Annotated in this window: 20 protein-coding genes; all 20 read right to left on the bottom strand. The window is 32.1% G+C overall.

From position 1 onward, the window contains the following. Window positions 1-26: 26 nt before the first annotated feature. From ACVBAX_RS16920 to ACVBAX_RS16825, 20 genes are read right to left on the bottom strand one after another with little or no spacing between them, the layout of a single operon-like run. On the bottom strand, window positions 27-1,571 hold the full coding sequence (locus ACVBAX_RS16920; protein ID WP_447118060.1) for a lipopolysaccharide biosynthesis protein: 1,545 nt from the start codon (window positions 1,569-1,571) through the stop codon (window positions 27-29). A 35-nt stretch (window positions 1,572-1,606) separates the two neighbouring features. Next, complete coding sequence (locus ACVBAX_RS16915; RefSeq protein WP_447118059.1) at window positions 1,607-2,614, bottom strand: glycosyltransferase; 1,008 nt, start codon at window positions 2,612-2,614, stop codon at window positions 1,607-1,609. A 12-nt stretch (window positions 2,615-2,626) separates the two neighbouring features. Beyond that, window positions 2,627-3,559, bottom strand: coding sequence for an SP_1767 family glycosyltransferase (locus ACVBAX_RS16910; RefSeq protein WP_447118058.1), 933 nt, complete (start codon window positions 3,557-3,559; stop codon window positions 2,627-2,629). A 49-nt stretch (window positions 3,560-3,608) separates the two neighbouring features. Next, entirely contained in the window at window positions 3,609-4,484 is an 876-nt protein-coding gene (locus ACVBAX_RS16905; RefSeq protein WP_447118057.1) for a glycosyltransferase family 2 protein, read from the bottom strand. Window positions 4,485-4,498: 14 nt separating this feature from the next. After that, the gene (locus tag ACVBAX_RS16900; protein ID WP_447118056.1) at window positions 4,499-5,701 is read right to left on the bottom strand and encodes a glycoside hydrolase family 88 protein; all 1,203 of its coding nucleotides are present in this window, start codon (window positions 5,699-5,701) and stop codon (window positions 4,499-4,501) included. Window positions 5,702-5,729: 28 nt separating this feature from the next. Next, a complete protein-coding gene (locus ACVBAX_RS16895; RefSeq protein ID WP_447118055.1) occupies window positions 5,730-6,290 on the bottom strand; it encodes an acyltransferase in 561 nt (186 codons plus the stop codon). A gap of 60 nt (window positions 6,291-6,350) precedes the next feature. Next, entirely contained in the window at window positions 6,351-7,541 is a 1,191-nt protein-coding gene (locus ACVBAX_RS16890) for a glycosyltransferase (RefSeq protein ID WP_447118054.1), read from the bottom strand. Window positions 7,542-7,554: 13 nt separating this feature from the next. Next, window positions 7,555-8,745 carry a glycosyltransferase gene (locus ACVBAX_RS16885; protein WP_447118053.1) on the bottom strand — a complete coding sequence of 397 codons (1,191 nt, stop codon included), beginning with the start codon at window positions 8,743-8,745 and terminating at the stop codon, window positions 7,555-7,557. Between the two features lie 15 nt (window positions 8,746-8,760). Then, window positions 8,761-9,921 (bottom strand): polysaccharide pyruvyl transferase family protein, encoded by a 1,161-nt coding sequence (locus ACVBAX_RS16880; RefSeq protein ID WP_447118052.1) that lies wholly within the window; start codon window positions 9,919-9,921, stop codon window positions 8,761-8,763. 12 nt (window positions 9,922-9,933) lie between these two features. Continuing rightward, the gene (locus ACVBAX_RS16875; protein WP_447118051.1) at window positions 9,934-10,968 is read right to left on the bottom strand and encodes a glycosyltransferase; all 1,035 of its coding nucleotides are present in this window, start codon (window positions 10,966-10,968) and stop codon (window positions 9,934-9,936) included. Between the two features lie 12 nt (window positions 10,969-10,980). After that, window positions 10,981-12,186 (bottom strand): glycosyltransferase, encoded by a 1,206-nt coding sequence (locus ACVBAX_RS16870; RefSeq protein ID WP_447118050.1) that lies wholly within the window; start codon window positions 12,184-12,186, stop codon window positions 10,981-10,983. An 8-nt stretch (window positions 12,187-12,194) separates the two neighbouring features. Continuing rightward, window positions 12,195-12,818, bottom strand: a complete 624-nt coding sequence (locus ACVBAX_RS16865) for an acyltransferase (RefSeq protein WP_447118049.1) — start codon at window positions 12,816-12,818, stop codon at window positions 12,195-12,197. A gap of 21 nt (window positions 12,819-12,839) precedes the next feature. Beyond that, window positions 12,840-13,580 carry a glycosyltransferase family 32 protein gene (locus tag ACVBAX_RS16860; RefSeq protein ID WP_447118048.1) on the bottom strand — a complete coding sequence of 247 codons (741 nt, stop codon included), beginning with the start codon at window positions 13,578-13,580 and terminating at the stop codon, window positions 12,840-12,842. An 11-nt stretch (window positions 13,581-13,591) separates the two neighbouring features. Next, on the bottom strand, window positions 13,592-13,930 hold the full coding sequence (locus tag ACVBAX_RS16855) for a helix-turn-helix domain-containing protein (protein ID WP_447118047.1): 339 nt from the start codon (window positions 13,928-13,930) through the stop codon (window positions 13,592-13,594). Window positions 13,931-13,944: 14 nt separating this feature from the next. Next, a complete protein-coding gene (locus ACVBAX_RS16850; protein WP_447118046.1) occupies window positions 13,945-15,126 on the bottom strand; it encodes an aminotransferase class I/II-fold pyridoxal phosphate-dependent enzyme in 1,182 nt (393 codons plus the stop codon). Then, entirely contained in the window at window positions 15,127-15,771 is a 645-nt protein-coding gene (locus ACVBAX_RS16845) for an acetyltransferase (protein WP_447118045.1), read from the bottom strand. Next, window positions 15,768-16,379, bottom strand: a complete 612-nt coding sequence (locus tag ACVBAX_RS16840) for a sugar transferase (RefSeq protein WP_447118044.1) — start codon at window positions 16,377-16,379, stop codon at window positions 15,768-15,770. The genes ACVBAX_RS16845 and ACVBAX_RS16840 overlap by 4 nt, the downstream gene beginning before the upstream one ends. A gap of 12 nt (window positions 16,380-16,391) precedes the next feature. Then, a complete protein-coding gene (locus ACVBAX_RS16835; protein WP_447118043.1) occupies window positions 16,392-16,544 on the bottom strand; it encodes a hypothetical protein in 153 nt (50 codons plus the stop codon). Between the two features lie 10 nt (window positions 16,545-16,554). Further along, the gene (galE, locus tag ACVBAX_RS16830) at window positions 16,555-17,634 is read right to left on the bottom strand and encodes a UDP-glucose 4-epimerase GalE (protein ID WP_447118042.1); all 1,080 of its coding nucleotides are present in this window, start codon (window positions 17,632-17,634) and stop codon (window positions 16,555-16,557) included. Between the two features lie 15 nt (window positions 17,635-17,649). Continuing rightward, the gene (locus ACVBAX_RS16825) at window positions 17,650-18,720 is read right to left on the bottom strand and encodes an EpsG family protein (RefSeq protein ID WP_447118041.1); all 1,071 of its coding nucleotides are present in this window, start codon (window positions 18,718-18,720) and stop codon (window positions 17,650-17,652) included. Window positions 18,721-18,725: the final 5 nt, after the last annotated feature.

The raw sequence follows: 18,725 nt of genomic DNA, 5'->3' as shown, positions 1-18,725 counted from the left end.
CTATCTTCCTAATGGAAAATGAAAGGTTATGTCTCCAATGTATTTTTTAGCTTCCCATAATGCTTTTTCAGTAAAATATTACATGCAATATCTTTTAGATAAGCAAATTCTTTTGTCCTATTAAATAGGAAGTAATAAATTGTACTAGGTATGAGAGCACTTATTATTACATAATATATTAACCCTTTAATACCTTTATCAGGAATAGCTTCAATTACTAAATTAGTTACATAACATGAAGCGATACCTACTATAAGATAATAAAAATATGTCTTAAAATACAATATAACTGGTAATTTAAAGATATTTTTATATACTAGATAAGGTGTATTCCAAAAAGGTACTAAAACAGTACTTATAAGCGTACCCAGGAAAATACCTGTAATCCCATATTTTCCAGCAAGAAAAATTGAAACTAATAGATTTAGAAACGCTTCAATTAAAGGGGCATACCTATCCTCATTAAATATTCCTGCTGTTAATTTTACTGTAGTTATAGATTTTCTCATACCTGAAACATAAAAGTTAATTAACAAAATTATTAGTACACTATGGCTCATAAGAAACTGTGATCCAAGCCATAATGAAATAAGTGGCTCTATTGAAAAATAAAGAAAAATAATTACAGCGGAATAAATCCAAAAATTACACAACATTGTAACCTTAAAAACATCATAAACCTTTTCCTTACTTTCTCCTGCTATTAAATTGCCAAAACTATGATTTATGTTATCAAATATCTGACTAATAAAGACTCTACACGTATTAATTAGCATATAATAGTTAGAATATAAACCTACTGCACTTACACTTACGTAAATAGAAATTAATAAATTATCAGTACCGAAAACCGCATATCCCCCAATTCTATGCAGGACAAGTGACTTGATATTTTTTGTAATACTCTTTCTCATATCTGAGTCCAGCCTAGCTCTCCTTATATTTTTTAAGAAAGGATATTTTTTGTCTACTATCAAAGCTATTATGTAGGATGAAATTGTTGATATAATTATGTCTATAATTAAATATAAAATAAAATCTTGTGTTAAGTATAATATCATCAACCTAAATAAAGTTGTAACAATAGATGAAACAGTATAAATACTGGTAACAACATATCCTTTTTGACAAACTTTTAAGAACGATATTTTATGAGCAAAAAGATATGACGAGATAGTGTTAATTAAAAATATTAAATAAATAATATGTAATTGTTCTATATTTGTATCTTTTGTAAAAAACTCTAAAAAAGGGAGAAGAGAAATACCTAAAACAAAAATTATTAAACATATATATATATAAGCCTTCTTGTAAAAGTTTAGTAAGGCTTTAATATTTGTTTCATCATTTTCAGCTACCGGTTTGTACAAATGAAATATAATTGCAGAGCCAATTCCTGCTTCAGCAAGAGATAACATCCCCAGAATATTAGAAAATAGTCCATTTATCCCCAGGTACTCTACTCCTAAGTATGTTATAAAGACAGTTCTTGAAATAAAACTTAATAATGTAATTATTATTTGACTACCAATACCAGCTGATATATTTATTATAGAATGCTTTATTCTCATCTTCCCTTTATCTCCCTTAAAATTTGCCAAGCAAATTAAGAATTGATCCTATTGTGGTACACGTAAATCAAGGAATAGATTTTAAATTTTATTGCTAAATAATATAAATATTCTCTCAAAATGCGGCAATTATAAAATAAACCTAGAATTTTTGTACTATCTACAATCATTTCATAGTTTAATATCCTTTTTAAAGCTTTAAAATAATTTTGTCTTTCACCTTTATATACATTACTTATCATTAATTTCAACATACTATTTAGATAGTAATTAGCCATATCTTTTCTATAAGAATCATCCTTTATCAACCCACTATCTATAGATAACTTCTTCTTGACTTTATATTGTTCAATCAAACTCTTTTCAAGAGTGTTTTTGTATGGTTGCCTCATTACACTTTGACTATTGTTAATAGTATAGGAGTATAGTTGCAAATCAGTTGCATAAACCCTTGTTGAAGCTAATAACACTTCTAAATTAAATATTACATCCTCACCAATTGATACATCTTGATTAAACATAATCATATTATTTTTAATAACACTTGTTTTATAAAAATATCTCCAAGCAAATGCAAGATCATTTTTTGTATGAAGATTTTTCGAACTTAATATTAATTCCCTACCAGACATCAGAGAGAATGGTACAAAGCCAGGTTTGTATCCTATATTATTAGGTACCGTTTTATATCCACTTATTAAAACATCAGAGTCAAGCTTTTCAGCAATAAGTAAAAATTCAATAATATAACTTCTATCTATTTCATCATCTGGGTCAATAAAAACTATATATTTTCCCTTTGCAATCTCAATACCTTTGTTTCTCGCACTACTAACTCCACCATTAGTTTTATGATAAACTTGTATCCTATTGTCTAATAAAGCGTACCTTTCAGATACTTCTGCCGAATTATCTTCTGAACCATCATTTACTAAAATAATCTCTAGGTTACTATAAGACTGATTTAGGAGAAAACCTATACAATTAGGAATCCATTTTTCTACGTTATAAATAGGTATGACCACACTTACTAAAGGCCCCATTAAGATCACTCCTTAAGTATATTGGCTAACTTCAGCAATAATTTCACTTTGATACTTTTCATCTTTGAGCTCACCAATGCCTTTTCCTGCACCTGCTTCACATACATACTTATTTTGTATTTCTATCTTCTTATTGGCCTTTCGTAAATACCATTCATATTCAATATCAATATGCCCTATATCAATTGCTTGGTATCCTTTTTTGAATAAATCATATGCTAATACTGTGGCAGTTGGTCCCGCCGCAAGCAAAATCAATTTTGTTGTAGGAATAGATTTTACTATAGAAATAATTTTGTCATATACGAAGAAAGCATTCTCTTCAGGGACTAGAATTCTTTCTAGACTTTTTGTGTTATTGAATAGATCATTCCCAACACCTAACCTACTTTTTCTTCCTTCAATTAATACAACTTCCCTGTCTTCCCAAATACTTCTGAAATTTAAAATACTTTCTTCACATTTGGATTTATCTTTATATGGATTATAAAATCTAGAAATAAATGAATTATGATACTCTTTATTTTTTATCAATAATTTATACCATCCTATACGGTTCCTTGCTGTATGTTTGCTCCAGTAAACTCTTGTTTCATTCTCATATTTTGAGAGACTTTGAAAGACATCTGGGATACAGACTAGAAAATTTTCATCTCTATTCCTCAATATTTCTTTTAATCTTCTTGAAAGAACATCATCAGTTCTTTGAAATGTAATATTCTTTTTATTAATTAGTTTATATTCTCCGTCTCCATACCTGCTTATGGATGATCCTTTTTGGATTATTTCATCTATTGTTATATCTGTGTTTAAGATTATTGGAGGCTTTATAAAAAGTCTAATAATATTATCAAAAATTTGGTAGGTAGATTCTGTTATTGCAATTTTCACATTAAAAATATTATTCCATAAAACAAGTAAGCTTTTTTTAATTGTTCCATCCATATAGTCCTCTTCCTTTTTAGATAACATCTGAAATTTTTCCAATTGAGAATTACCCGAAGATAATTTTTTTAGTTTTTACTAGAATAATGGCAATTTTCAAGGTAGAAGGTCTTATTTCCATATATTCAGCCGCTTGATTTATTCCTATTTTCTTTTTCACAAAATTATAATAAAGGCTATAATTAGCTAACCTTCCTCTTAACTTGTAATCACCAAACTTAATTTGTTGTTTTATATATATCGCAGTTCCTACTGGATTTTTTGAGAAGATTTCATCAACGTTTTGAGTTAACCCATCTTCCAGATAGTCACAAATATAGATAATTTTTTTAAACCATCTAATTTTGTATCCATCATGCGCCATACGATTCCATACAGTGGCTTCTGTTATAAATTTTTCACCTTCAATTTCATCAAACTTGTAATTTTTTAAGATGTTTGTATAGAAAACCTCTGCTTTGTCACCTGTAATATTGTACTTATTTCTTTCCAACGACGTTGCGTCAATAAAGTCTCCATCAAAAGTAGTCCCTATATATTCTTTAATGTTTTTCCCTCGATTTCCGGCTATTCCACAAAAATTAGCTTTATCTTCTAAGCTATTTTCCCAAGATATTATTGATTCTAAAGCATCATTAACAAGGTGGTCATCCGAATCTACAATAAAAAACAACTCACCTCTTGCTAGGTCAGTTGCTTTATTAATCGCTCTGTGTTTACCACCATTTTCAACTTTATAATATCTAATGGGAAAATGATTCTTTTCTTTGTCCCAGTTCTTAAACAAATCTTCTGTATTATCATTAGAACCATCATCAATTACTAGCCACTCAAAGTCAGTAAATGTTTGTTTTTTTAACGATTTATACAAGTTTTCAATAATATATGCGCGATTGTAAGTCGGAGTAAATACCGTTATTTTCATAAAACCCACCCTTATTAACTTACTCTAGACTTGGAAGATTTACTACTATTAAGCATATGAAACCGATTTATCATAGCAACAGAAAAACCTTGAGTGAACGGTAATATACTAAAACTATTAGAGTAAACACCAATGTCTTTTGTATCACCTTGTGAAAAATCTATTTCACCCGATCTTCTGGTTACCTTCATTAAATATGAAACTGCTTTTTCTGCACTATTAAAACATTGATCTGATATTTCATTAATTTTTCCAGCATTAATTAAAAACCAACCTAAGGCAGCCGCAGTTGATGAGTCTTTAGTACTTTCTCTTCTCGAGACAGTCCATCCCCAGCTACCGTCTTGCTGTTGATATTCAATTATTGATTTTGCAAATTTAACTACAAGCGTTTCAAGTTCTGGTTTTTTCTTAAATGGTAGCTCATTCCAAGAATCTATTAAACCTATGGCATACCATCCTAACCCCCTACCCCATCCATAGAGCCCTAAAGGCATTTTTGTTTCGATATGATAAGCATGGACAGGAATTGCGTGTAGGTTATGCACCCCATATAATTCATAGTTTTTTATTTGATAAAGGGCGAGTTCAATACATTCCTCTTTTTTGTACATTACTCCATATTTTATAAGGAAAGGACAAATAAAACCAATTGTATCAACATAACGATATTGCTTCATAGTTTCTCTGTAGTAAATAGTTCCATCATGCCCTTTATGTTTCATAATTAAATCCCACACTGCATCAAATGCTTTTTTGTACTTATTAATATTTATAAAATTAAGTTTCATAATGGCATATGCTAAGATTGCTACATCAATATGACGGGGTTCCTGTCTCCACTGTCCGTTAGAATCAAATGTTGAATCCAAAAATTTGTGAATTGCTTTCTTTATAGTTGGATCATCTGTTGTTTTTAAGTATTCTCCTAATCCAAAAATTAATGCTGCCTGTTGCCAATGTTGAATAGCGTTTTTTGTATAATTTCCATTTAACATATCAATTATAATCAACCTAGAATTATCAGTTACCTTTATTTTCGGTGTTTTTAATAGCCAATCCACAGCTTTTTTTCTAATACTAGTGCTCCATACCTCTGGATCTTCGTACTTACCTATCTTAATTCTACCTAACCAATTCTTTATAATTGGAACCGTATCAATGATAAATACAACAAGGACAAGCATCAGAACAATATAAACAAAAAAATACAACATAAAATAAGTCCTTTCAATTAATCTGTTATTATTTCACATACCCTACAGTATCTTCCAATTCCAAAGTCATTTGTTTACACATGCTTGGTGTTATATTTCCTCCAACTGTCCACTCGTAGTTATAGGTTTTTGATAATTTCATATTTTCTCTATGTCTATCAATATATTCCTCTGTCTTAGCCAATAACTTTGCTGGATTCCCTCCAACAACACTGTTTTCAGGAACTGATCTTGTAACTACACTTCCGGCAGCCACTATTGAATTTTTTCCAATTGATACTCCGGGCATAATTAGTGCTCTTGCTCCTATAAAAACATTGTCTTCAATTTTAAGTTTCGCTATTTTTGTGTAATCGAGATACCTTTTTGTACTTGCATCATGTGCAAGTAGGTATACTTGTGGAGCAAATGTTACATTATCCCCTATTTCAATAAGCCAACAATGCGCCACATCAATTGTACTTCCAAAAAGACCATGACAATTTTCACCTACCTTCATCCCCATATTTAGACAGGTCTTGACTGTTAATTCTTCAGGAGATGTTTTACCTAATTTAATCTGAATAAAATTTTTAAGCCTACGAATCATTTCAATCACCTACTTTACAAAATATATTAAATCTCCTCGAATATGAAACAATTGTCTTTATCAAACTTCTATTAAGTCATATAGTTTATTTACTTCGTACTCATTTCCAATATTTCCTACACCCAAATTTGCTATTAACTTTTCTAATAGTTCCTTATCGTTTATTAGTAATTCAATCTGCTCTGCTACAGAGGCTGCATCCATTTCGGCAATTAACCCGGTCTCTCCATGGGTAACCTGATTAGAAGCCGTAGAGAAGTTGGTAACAACTATAGGTTTAGCGAGTACTTTTGCCTCTTCAATTGAGATTGATTTACCTTCATATCTCGAAGTCTGAATATAAATATCTGATTTTCTTATATAAGGATATGGATTCACTTTTTGTCCAAGAAAAACAACTCTACTTTCTAAATTCTTTTCTTTAAGAGCTTTTTGTAAATGGATTTTTTGATCTCCCTCACCTATTAGATACCATTTAATGTTATAGCCTTTATCGACTAATATTTTGATTGCTTCTAGTGAGATGTCCAACCCTTTTTCCTTTGCAAGTCTACCCACAGACAACAATACAAGACAATTTCCCTTATCAAAATTGTCTACTGACTCTGAAGACAACAAATTTATCAGACCAGGAGAGATAATGTTTTCGATACATTTAATTTTTTCGTGATTTTCAGGAGTAACCTCTTTTAATATGTTTAGAAGATCCTGTGATACTGTAACTAAATAATCTAAATTTTTAAAATAATTATTTTCTTGTCGAAAATCGATGTTCAACTTATTATAATCGGTATGGATCCATCCTATTTTTTTCTTCGCCTTTACTTTATCAATCAAGAAATAAATAGGATTTTTTTCTTGATAACCAATTGCTACATCATATTCCTTATCCAACCCTTTCAACGAGCTTGCTAAGTATTTCCAAAATTTCTGTTCAATTACCGCTCCATTTTTTTCTGTTTTCGCTAACACTCCTAGGATTCCTCTACTTGCTACTAATTTAAAGTCCCTCTTTTTTAGCAATTCCTTAACAGATTTTTTTATTGGATAATCTAGATAATCGTAATTTCTTGGAGCAGGTAGCAAGTGTACATATCCTGGTATTCTATTAAAAAACATTCCCTTATGTCTAAAAAGGAATAAATCAATATTATATTTAGATTGATCTATTGTTTCTAAGAGAGAAATCAAAGATTTTTCAGATCCTCCACAAACTAAACTGTTTGCAATAAATAAGATGTTTTTTTTCATTCATACACCACCGCTAAACAAGATCGTATACTTTCTCTATTTCCTGAACTGTACCAAGTTTTTCGCTATCAAGATTTTCTATTAATTTATTTCTTAATTCCTCGTTATGAATTAACTCTGCAATCCCTTTAGCGATATTCTCTTTAGAAGTTTCTACGATTAATCCATTGTATTCACTAATTATTTGATCCTTTGCTGTTTCAAAATTTGTAATTACGATTGGTTTTTTTAGTATTTTTGCCTCATCAATTGCTATTGATTTTCCTTCATACCTAGAGGGTTGAACATATACATCTGCTTGATGAATATATGGATATGGATTTTCTTTAATCCCCAATAGAAAAAAGGAATCTTGCAACCTATTTTTTTTAATTAAGCTTTCAAGATTCTTCCTTTCTTTTCCCTCACCTAATACAAACCACCTTACTTTATATCCTTTGTCTTTTAAGACTCTACATGATTCAATGGCAAGATCTATCCCCTTTTCTTGACTAAGTCTTGCTATAGTTACAATAGTAGTAAAACCATTTTCTCTTACTAAATCTCTGTCTAAATCTTTAGTAGCTAACTCTTTAATTAATTCTGGCGATAAAATGTTATAGACCAATTCCACCTTATTTCCAAGATCACTAAAAGATTCCTTTAAGGAAATTACACACTCCTCTGAGACTGTAACAATACTATCCAATTGTGAGAAATATGGAAAATCTAATTTTGCATTAAGGCCAGAATTGGAATAATTCGTATGAACCCATCCTATCTTTTTTTTCGAGGATACCTTATCAACTACAAAGTAGATAGATGTTTTTTCAAGAAAACCAATGGCAGTATCATAGTTGTTCTCTACGAAATTAAATGAATTCTTAAGGTATTTCCAAGTATACTGTTCAGCTACAGCCCTATTTTTAATAACCTTTAGATAAAAGGAGAACATGAACCTATTATAGGCCAACCTTACCTTTTTATTTTTTATTAATCCAAAAATGGAAGACACTATACTTTTAGTAAATATACTATAGTCGTTTCCCAAAGAAATCAGTCTCACTTCTTTCGGGAGCAGTTTAATGAATGTACCTGTTTGGTTTAATAAGAGTAAATCGACATTATATTGACTATAATCAATTTGATTTAGTAAATTGATTAAGCTCTTTTCTCCACCGCCAGCGGATAGACTTGGTATGACAAATAGTAATTTTTTTTTCATTAGTTTTACCCCATGTTATTTAACTAGGTCACTTAAGTAGTCAACCGCCTTATATGACATCTTTTTAATCTTTGGGACTGATTGCTGAAGTTTTTGCTTCAGTTCATCTTCTTCCATTAACATTTCTTTAAAGCTATTTATTAACTTACTTTTATCAGATAGATCATTTAAACTTAAAACTAGTTTTTCTTCTCCAAATAGATCTTTAGCTATTCCTTTGGATTTTATACTGTAGCCTAATACTAAAGTTGGAATACAGTTAGAATACGCCGCTATCGTAGCATGTGTTCTTGCTCCTATAAAAAATCTCATACGAGCAATATACCCTTTGTATTGTGGTGCATTTAAATTATCAGGTAGAAGTACTACTCTTTTCGTTGATTTAAACTCATTGAAATATTTTTCAAGTACCTCATAATCATTGTTACCCTTATCAATTACATGTGGCGTTAAGGCTATAGTCATATCCGTGGAATTTAATATATGAATTATTAACTCTCTTACAGCCTCATATGAATGTTTATTACGATTTAACACTAAAGGGCTAAAGTTTAATCCTATTGTGTTACCTTCCTGCCAATTTTCAGGGAGTGCTAGTTCTTCTTTTTCCATTGTAAATGCAGGATCTGCACATAATTTAACATTCTTTAGCCCTTTGCTCTTTAGAAGGTTGTATGTCAAAGTCTCTCTTGCCAGAATAAGATCAAACGATTTTAGATCCTCCAACTTCTTGGGTGATAAGTCTTCTTCCCCTATGGAACAGCCCCACAAAACCAGTTTCTTTCTCTCATTTTTGATGTTCTTGTCAACTTCATACCACCCTGGTTGCTCCCCATAACAATAATTATCCCCACCGATTGATAAACAGACATCCATATTTTTAATATGTTTAATTGTGTTTTGATGAATTTTCCGATAAGCATACGATTCATCTTTAAAAAACTTCACTTTAAATGATGATAGAAACCATTCTGAGGAAAATTTTTTCATATGATAATCTGAACCATCATAAATGCCATCTAACTTTGTAATGATCTTATCTGTTTCAGGCTTATAGGATGTTAAATATACTTTTGCCCCATCTATTTTTTCCTTTATTATTGATGTTGAAGACCTTACAATTGCTTCACACCCTCTGTTCAAACTTCCACCATGCGCAAACATTAATATTCTCATTCTTTTCCACCTTCATTTCTTATTTCTAAATCTGCTATATGCAGTCGCAAATAGTAGCCCTAATACACTTCTCCGTTTCATCATTTCAATAATGTATTTTTCATACCTACCTTCTATTTGGTAGTTTGCTTGAAGTAAATTCCGTAATGCAGCACTAACTTCTCTACTTTCTATCATTTTTCGTGTATATTTGTACCTATCACTAAAGTGTAATCCACTTTCCGGATTAGAATACATATGTATGTAAGAAATCACGCTGTTTACTAGCTTCATTGATTTATATTCCTGAAGTTTATCTAATGGAACTTTTTCTAAGATCCTCACTGGATATTCTTGATGGTATACTTCTATCGCTCTAGAAAAATAATCCGTTTTAACTATATTTCTAGTGGCACTTCCAGCTACCTCTCTGTAGTGGTACCCCACATAGTTTATATACATTCCCCTTTCAGCGTGACTAAAGAAGTGGATATTAAAAAGACCATCTTCTCCTAGTGCAACACCTTTAGGAAAACATAGCCTTTTCTCACGTATGATTTGATTTTTATATATTTTATTAACAACACTATTTAGATGATCAGTTTTAATAAAATATGGTATTAGTTCTTTCTCAATAAATTTTTTATTTAGCTCATTAACTTGTGTAAAAGGAAAAGTACTTAATATTAATCTCCCATCCGACTCACTTTCAAAGTTACAGATTACAACATCCTTGTCATCAAGTATCGCTGCTTCGTAAAGCATCATATACATATCTTCTTTAATATAATCATCAGCATCAACAAACCCAATATATTTTCCTCTTGCCAATTTCAATCCTTGATTTCTAGCTACACTTACTCCTTGATTTTTTTGACTGACAAAGATGATTCTTTTATCCTTTTTCTGATAATATTCAATCATTTCTCGACTTTTATCCGTTGAGCCATCATCTATAAAAATGAATTCACATTCCTTAATTGTCTGATTTAATAGGGATTGGATGCATTCTTGAATGTATTTTTCTGCATTATAAACAGGAATAATAACACTTACCTTCACTTCCATCCCAATCCCTCCTTACTGAGTATTAATTACTTCATAAAGTTTTTTTATTTCCTCATTGTTATTGTAATCTGTTTTCTTTGTATTTCTTATTAGATGACTTCTAAGATCATGATCAGTATATAGATCTTTTATTGCATCTGCTATTGATTCAGAATTACCATCGCAAATGATTCCATCCAATCCATTAGTAACTTGACTTGCAGAAGTAGGATAGTTAGTTATTATGATTGGCTTGTTTAATATCTTGGCTTCAGTAACAGTAACTGCTTTCCCTTCATAACGAGATGGTTGGACGTAAAGGTCACAAGCTTTTATAAAGGGATAAGGATTGGCTTGTTTTCCTAATAAAATAAAGCTATCTTCCATTTGATTACTTTTAATCAACTCAACTAACTCTTGTTCATATCCACCATAACCTACCACATACCATTTAATATTAGTTAAACCTTTATCATGTAATAGACGGAGTGCTTTAACCGCTAAATCAAATCCTTTTACATAAGATAGTCTTCCTACTGAAAGGATATTAAATGGTCCTGATAGTCCCTGTTTATTTGGTAGAACCTCACTAGACATAATCTTAATAAATGAAGGTGACGTGATATTTTCAAGGATAAAAACTTTATTTTTTAATAATGGATATGTTTTTAAAAAAGCTTTGCAACATTCCTCAGAGACAGCCGCAATATAATCAAATTTATTCCACATCTCTAAATCTATTTGATTATCAATTTCTAACTTACTGTAATCCGTGTGTATCCAAGCAATTTTTTTCTTTGCAGGAATTCGATCAGCAACTAGATCATGTGGCCAAGCATAACTTATGGTTACATCATAATATTTCTTAAGCTTAGGCATTAATATAGAAGAATATTTGGATACCAGTTGCATCTGTATATAACCAGGTCCTTCTTTAAGCTTTCTAGTTTTTGCTTTTTGTATAGAAGCATACTTTGCTACAATCCTAACAATCGATGAAGCATAATGACCTTCTTTTATACACCGACTAATCGGCTTTCTAAATACAGTATAAGCATTAATTTGAGGGATTAGATTTACTTGATTAGGGATTAATTTCATAAAATCTCCTCGATGTTCAAATACCAACAAATCTATATTATAATTCTCGTGATCAAATGCTTCCAACATGTTAATCAAGCTTCTCTCGATTCCACCGATTTCCATATCATAGACTGATATTAAAATATTCTTCTTCATATTTTTCCTCACATTACTTTGGTTTGAATATGTTCATGACCAAACGGAATCACTTCTTTTTCTCTTTTATTAATAAATAGTGAATTTGCTGGAACAGTTCCTTTTACTACACTACCAGCAGCAATAACTGCATTGTCCCCTATTGTTGTATTACGCAGAATTACAACATTTGCTCCAATCCACACATTCTTACCAATGCAAACAGTCCCTGTTACTAAATGTGAATCGCTTGAATTTTTGTAGTTATGATCATGATCATTAATACATACATTAGGTGCAATTTTCGTTTGGCTGCCTATAGAAATCTGATTTACACAATTAATCGTACAATTATTGTTAATAAAAACCTTGTCACTAATGACAAGCTTCCCATTATGATCAACACGAATACTGGTGTTCTTTCTTATAAAGACAAATTTTCCTATATGAACTTTAGCTTTTTTATGAAATATCTCTATATGACTATTTTTCTGAAGAAAAAATATAGTTGATCGAATATTTCTTGCAAATAAGAAAGCATTAAATAAACCCCTTATACAAGAAAGAAGGTTTGATAAGTTCATTAAAATGGTAAAAGTTAATCCTCTGGTTTTAGCTTCCGTTACTAGTGATTTTATTATTTTTATTATCATGGTAGGAATACTCCTTCCATATTATTTAGTAATAAAGCTTCTTAATTTAGCAATATTCGATCCACCAATAACTCTTGCAGTAACTTTTTTCAAAGTACTTTTTACCCTTGCACTTGTAGGTAACCAACTCTTATAAAAATGGTGAACAGTAACAGTTTCCTCTGTAATAAATTTTCTTATGTTTATATAGTCATATGGAGAAAAATACGTTTGTGGATAAAACGCCCCTATACCTTCAATTATTTGAAGACTATCATCTCTTTTTAAACCACTACTCTCCAAAATTTTTGTAACTATTGCCACATTAGTTAATTCATTAAAGCTACCATCTTCATTTTTGAATACTTTACTTTTATATGAATCTAAAAACTGTCCAATCAACTTATTTCCTTCTTTAGCCCCTATCGTACTTGTCGCTATATAATTTTCCTGTTCAAATCCCCAAAAAGATTCATGGTGAAGAAATTTATCAAAAGATTGAAACACTTCAACATCCGTATCTAAATAAATACCACCCTGATGATAGAGTACAAACACCCTTACATAGTCACTTACAAATGCAAATTTTCCAGATTCATAAGCTTCTTTAACAAAGGTATTTGAATGAATATCAAAATTCGCTTCATTCCATTCGATAATCTCATAATCTTTGAGGATATTCTTCCAGCTTTGAATACAAGTCTTAACAATGTCTGGTTTTTTTTTTCCACCAAACCAGCAATAATGGATGATTTTCGGGATATTTGTTATTTCAGTATCCATCCCACACTTCCTTATCCTTGTCTCGTATTTTGCCACTTAATAAAATCTAGTAGCATTTTATATTCCTGGATTTGATCCTTCTCTACACCTGAGTCTCTTAATTCTCTAACGAACTCCACCCATTCACTGTCTAATTGAGTTTCTATTTCATTACTTCCTGATCCTAACAATTCCTTTAAATCAACATCTAACACAGAAGCAATTTTTTCAATGACATTAATGGAGGGATTTTGATTTAGATTCCTTTCAATATTACTTAAGTATGATTTGGCTATTCCAGCTCGTTCTGCGAGTTCTGTTAAGGTAAGACCCCTTCTTTTACGTATTTCGTATATGTTTTTTCCAATCATTAGTTATACCCCGTTTATCCGTATTGTTGTACTTTTTCACATCCAAGGTTTAAGGATTTAATGCAATCAACTACTCTATTAAATTCTTCATTTGTTAGATTTGACCCTGATGGTAGGCAAATTCCAGATTCGAACAATTCATCCGACATACTATATGTTTCATAATGAGAATAATATTTTAACCCGCTAAATAAAGGCTGCAAATGGAGGGGTTTCCAAACAGGTCGTGCTTCAATATTTTCCTTAGACATTACTTCTAAAATCTCTATTACAGAAACTCCTGCCTCTCTTTCGTCTACAGTGATGGCTGTTAACCAACGATTGGACATGGTGTTTTGTAATTCTGGCATAAAATAAATACCAGGAAGCTGACCTAACTCATTCTGATACTTAGAAAATACTTCTCTTCTAGCGTGTACCCGTTCATTTAAAACCTCTAATTGCCCTCTACCTATTCCAGCAAGAATATTACTCATCCTATAATTGTATCCCATAGTGCTATGTTGGTAATGTGGAGCTAGATCCCGAGCTTGAGTTGCTAAAAATCGAGCCCTACTTAAAGCTTCTAGATCATCAGAAACCAACATACCTCCACCTGAGGTAGTAATAATTTTATTTCCATTAAAGGAGTAGATCCCGAACTTACCAAACGTTCCACTTGGTCTTCCTTTATAGGTACTACCTAATGATTCTGCTGCATCCTCAATCATCGGTACTTCGTACTCATCACAAATGTCTACTATTTCATCCATCTTGGCACTTTGACCATAAAGATTGACAACAATTACTGCTTTAGGTAGCTTTCCAGCGAGCTTTGCGTCTCTTAATGCTCGTTCAAGTGCTAAAGGAGACATATTCCACGTATCCGGCTCTGAATCAATGAACACTGGCTCTGCTCCAAGATAAAGAATTGGGTTTGCACTTGCAACAAAGGTAAGTGAGGAGCAAAATACAGTATCTCCTTTATCTACTTCTAATAAAGAAAGAGCCAAGTGGATAGCAGCTGTACCTGAACTAACAGCAACTGCTCCATTGACTCCTACGTAATCGGCCAATTCTTTTTCAAAAGCATCCACATTAGGTCCTAAAGGGGCAATCCAATTCGTTTCAATTGCCTCCTGTATATACTTGGCTTCATTACCTGACAGATGAGGAGGCGATAGGAAAATTCGACTTTTCTTTACTGAAGAAATCATTTAGACACCCTCTATCAATTGTAGTTTTATTACTTTAGCAGGAACACCAACAGCTGTACTTGATGCAGGGATGAATTTGATCACAGTGGCACCAGCACCGATGATTGACCATTCCCCAATTTCTAAGTTGGGAATAACTGAGGCTCCTGCCCCTATATGTACTCCTTCTCCCACTTTCACTCCACCCGTCAATATAGCTTTTGGAGAAACATGAACAAAATCAGAGATTTGATTATCATGTTCAATAATTGCTCCTGTATTAATGATCGTATGATTACCAATGTACGAATCTGCATTTATTACGGCTTGTGGCATGACAACTGTTCCCACACCAATTGTTACACTCGGACTAATCCATGCTGTCGGATGAATCAATGTTGCAAAGAAAGCATCTTCAACCCCTAATCTTTCGATTATTCTTTTCCTAGTCTCATTTCTTCCAATTGCTATAATGAACTTTAGATCTGGATGAATGTGTAATAGTTGTTTAGCCGAATCGATTGGACCATTGTAAACAGAATTTTCAAAAGTTAGACTCGCGTATTTATCATCTAAAAAGGCGATAATTGTATTTTCTTGATTTAACCGAACCAAATCTTGAATAACCTTGCTATGTCCTCCCGTTCCAACAACCACTAGTTTCATCCATGCCCTCCTTCTACTGACTTTGTACCCTTGAACGGTTCTACTGTAGCTACCCCTCTTTGGGTAATCCCTTCAGTTTTAACTACTTTTTTTATCGTTATAAATAATATTTTAATGTCTAGCCATAAGGAACGATTGTTCACATACCAAACATCCAGTTTAAACTTATCTTCCCAACTAATTGCGTTACGCCCATTTACTTGTGCCCACCCTGTTATACCTGGTCGAACCAAATGGCGTTTTGCTTGTTCTTCGGAATATAAGGGTAAGTATTCCATTAATAAGGGTCTAGGGCCGACTAAGCTTATATCTCCTATAATGACATTTATTAATTGTGGGAGTTCATCAAGACTGAACCTTCTTAATGTAGCTCCAAATGGGGTGAGTCGAATATGGTCAGAAAATAAATTCCCCATACTATCTCTGGCATCGGTCATTGTCCGAAACTTATAAAGATAAAATGGTTTTCCATGCAATCCCGGTCGTTGCTGCTTAAATAAAATAGGTGCTCCTAGTTTGATTCTTATTAAAAGAGCTAAAGTTAACATGAATGGCAAAAACAAGATAAATAGCATCAAACCACATATAAAATCAAGACATCTCTTCACGTTTCCTACTCCCTAGGGTAGAATTTGCTTTTTTGGTTCTAAGAGTTCATTCAGTCTTTGCTGAATTTGTACAATCATGTCATTCACTTGTATATCTGATTCCTGCCCTTTTGAATAAAGCTCCACTAGCAATTCTTTAAATTTTTGTTGCGTTTGTATTCCCAATGTTTTTTCCTCACTTTACAGTTTCTTCGAACTTTTCTCCAAATAAAAAATCCCCACTTTTTACTGTAAAGTGAGGGTCTTCTTCATATCCATTTGGATTTTTTCGTTGCCATCGCCAAGCATCGGCACACATGTCTACAATTCCTTTTTCTGCTTCCCAGTTCAGTTCGCGTTTTGCCTTAGATGGGTCTGCATAGCAAGAGGCTACATCTCCTGGTCTAGGTTCTACTATTTTGTACGGAACCTTGGCCTGTGAAGCCTGCTCAAAAGCTTGAATAACTTCAAGAACACTGTATCCTTTTCCCGTCCCAAGATTATAAGCACCAATTCCTGTTGCTTCCTTCACCTTTTCCACTGCTCTTAAATGCCCTTTTGCCAAATCAACCACGTGAATATAGTCCCTTACTCCCGTTCCATCTAGAGTTGGGTAGTTGTTTCCAAAGACACTTAACTTGTTGAGTTTTCCAACAGCGACCTGAGTAATATAAGGCATAAGGTTGTTAGGAATTCCGTTAGGGTCTTCTCCAATTAACCCACTTTCATGTGCTCCAATCGGATTAAAGTATCTTAATAAAGCGATACTCCAGCTTTTATCCGATTCATATAAGTCTCTTAGAATTTCTTCAATCATTAACTTTGTTCTACCATAAGGGTTCATTGCCCATAAACATGCGTCTTCTTTAATTGGTACGGTTTCTGGAATACCATAAACAGTAGCAGATGAGCTAAAGACCATTTTTTTCACACCATATTTTTGCATCACTTTACAAAGAATCACAGTGCTTGTGATATTGTTGTGGTAGTACCAGAGTGGAACATTAACCGACTCTCCAACCGCTTTTAGACCTGCAAAGTGAATAACTGCTTCTATGGCATTTTCCTCGAATACTTTATGAAGTTCAGCCTCATCTAAGAGATCAGTATAATAAACCTTGAAGTCTTTCCCTGTAATTTTCTTTATTCTATTTAAAGATTCTGGTTTGCTATTAATGAAGTTATCAACAACAACGATGTCGTGTCCCTCATTTAATAATTCCACGCATGTATGACTTCCAATGTAGCCTGCTCCACCTGTAACTAGAATCACCATAATTCCCCTCCTTATCTATAGGTAATTACTTTCATAAAATATATTAAGACTTATAACTGATTCGTAATAATAGTAAAGAAAATAGCAAACTAAAATTGCATAGTATATAAACCGTTGTTGTCTTTCGGCAAAAGTTTTAACAATCCATGAAACAATGATAAGTTGATATAGGTTGAAGTAAATTGAAAATCTTGCAAATATCCAATTTTGCATAGATACAATCATAAATAATAAACCTACAAGTGCCATATTTACTATGTAATCACTACTAGGAAAAATACTCCTTAGCTTTTCTCTGCCTAAGTAAGCAATCACTATTGGTGCTGCGTAAACACCAACTCGAACAATATTTGCTCCGCCTTCCTGAAACTCAGAATACTTACCATATTCTGTATTCTCTATAGCACTAAATAATAGACTTGAAAACAGATTATAACCAATAGCTATAAATAGAGAAAAAGCTAACATAATTATAGTTGCTTTTGACCATGCCCTATATCTTGCTAGGAAATATATCGGTAATAATATTAGAGCACTTTGATGAAAGGTTGAAGCAAATATTACAATAATAAAGTACATGATCCAATTGCCGTTAATAATGAACTTAGTTGCAGTAAATACAATAGCAGCAGCTAATACCTGTCTAATTCCATTCATAGAAACTAAGAATAAGCCACCAGTTATGTATACATAAGTGCTTAATTCAAAAACACCTGAATACCTAGCAAGTATTAAAATAATAAGAAAGTTTGTAATAAGTGCAGTTGAAAATATCAGAACCTGAGGGTCATTTGAATAAGATTTCAGTAACATTTGAAGAACCCCAAAACCTATTTCTTTTTCATTCAGTACATAATTCCAATCGTAATTATTAATTTTAAATGAATGCATATAAAAATAAGTGTCACCGATATTTTTTCTTAAACCCGATATAACTATGAGAGAAAACATAACTCCTAAAACCAAGAGTAAATTTGGTTTCATATGAATAGCCATGTTTGTTCCTATAAATACTGGTCTTGAAAAGTATCGTGCAAAAAAAGAAAAGAAAAATACGACTATAAGATTTAACCAAAGAAGAGTCATTCTAT

This window comes from Robertmurraya sp. GLU-23, from assembly GCF_052983275.1.
This window is presented reverse-complemented; position numbering and strand designations above follow the sequence as displayed.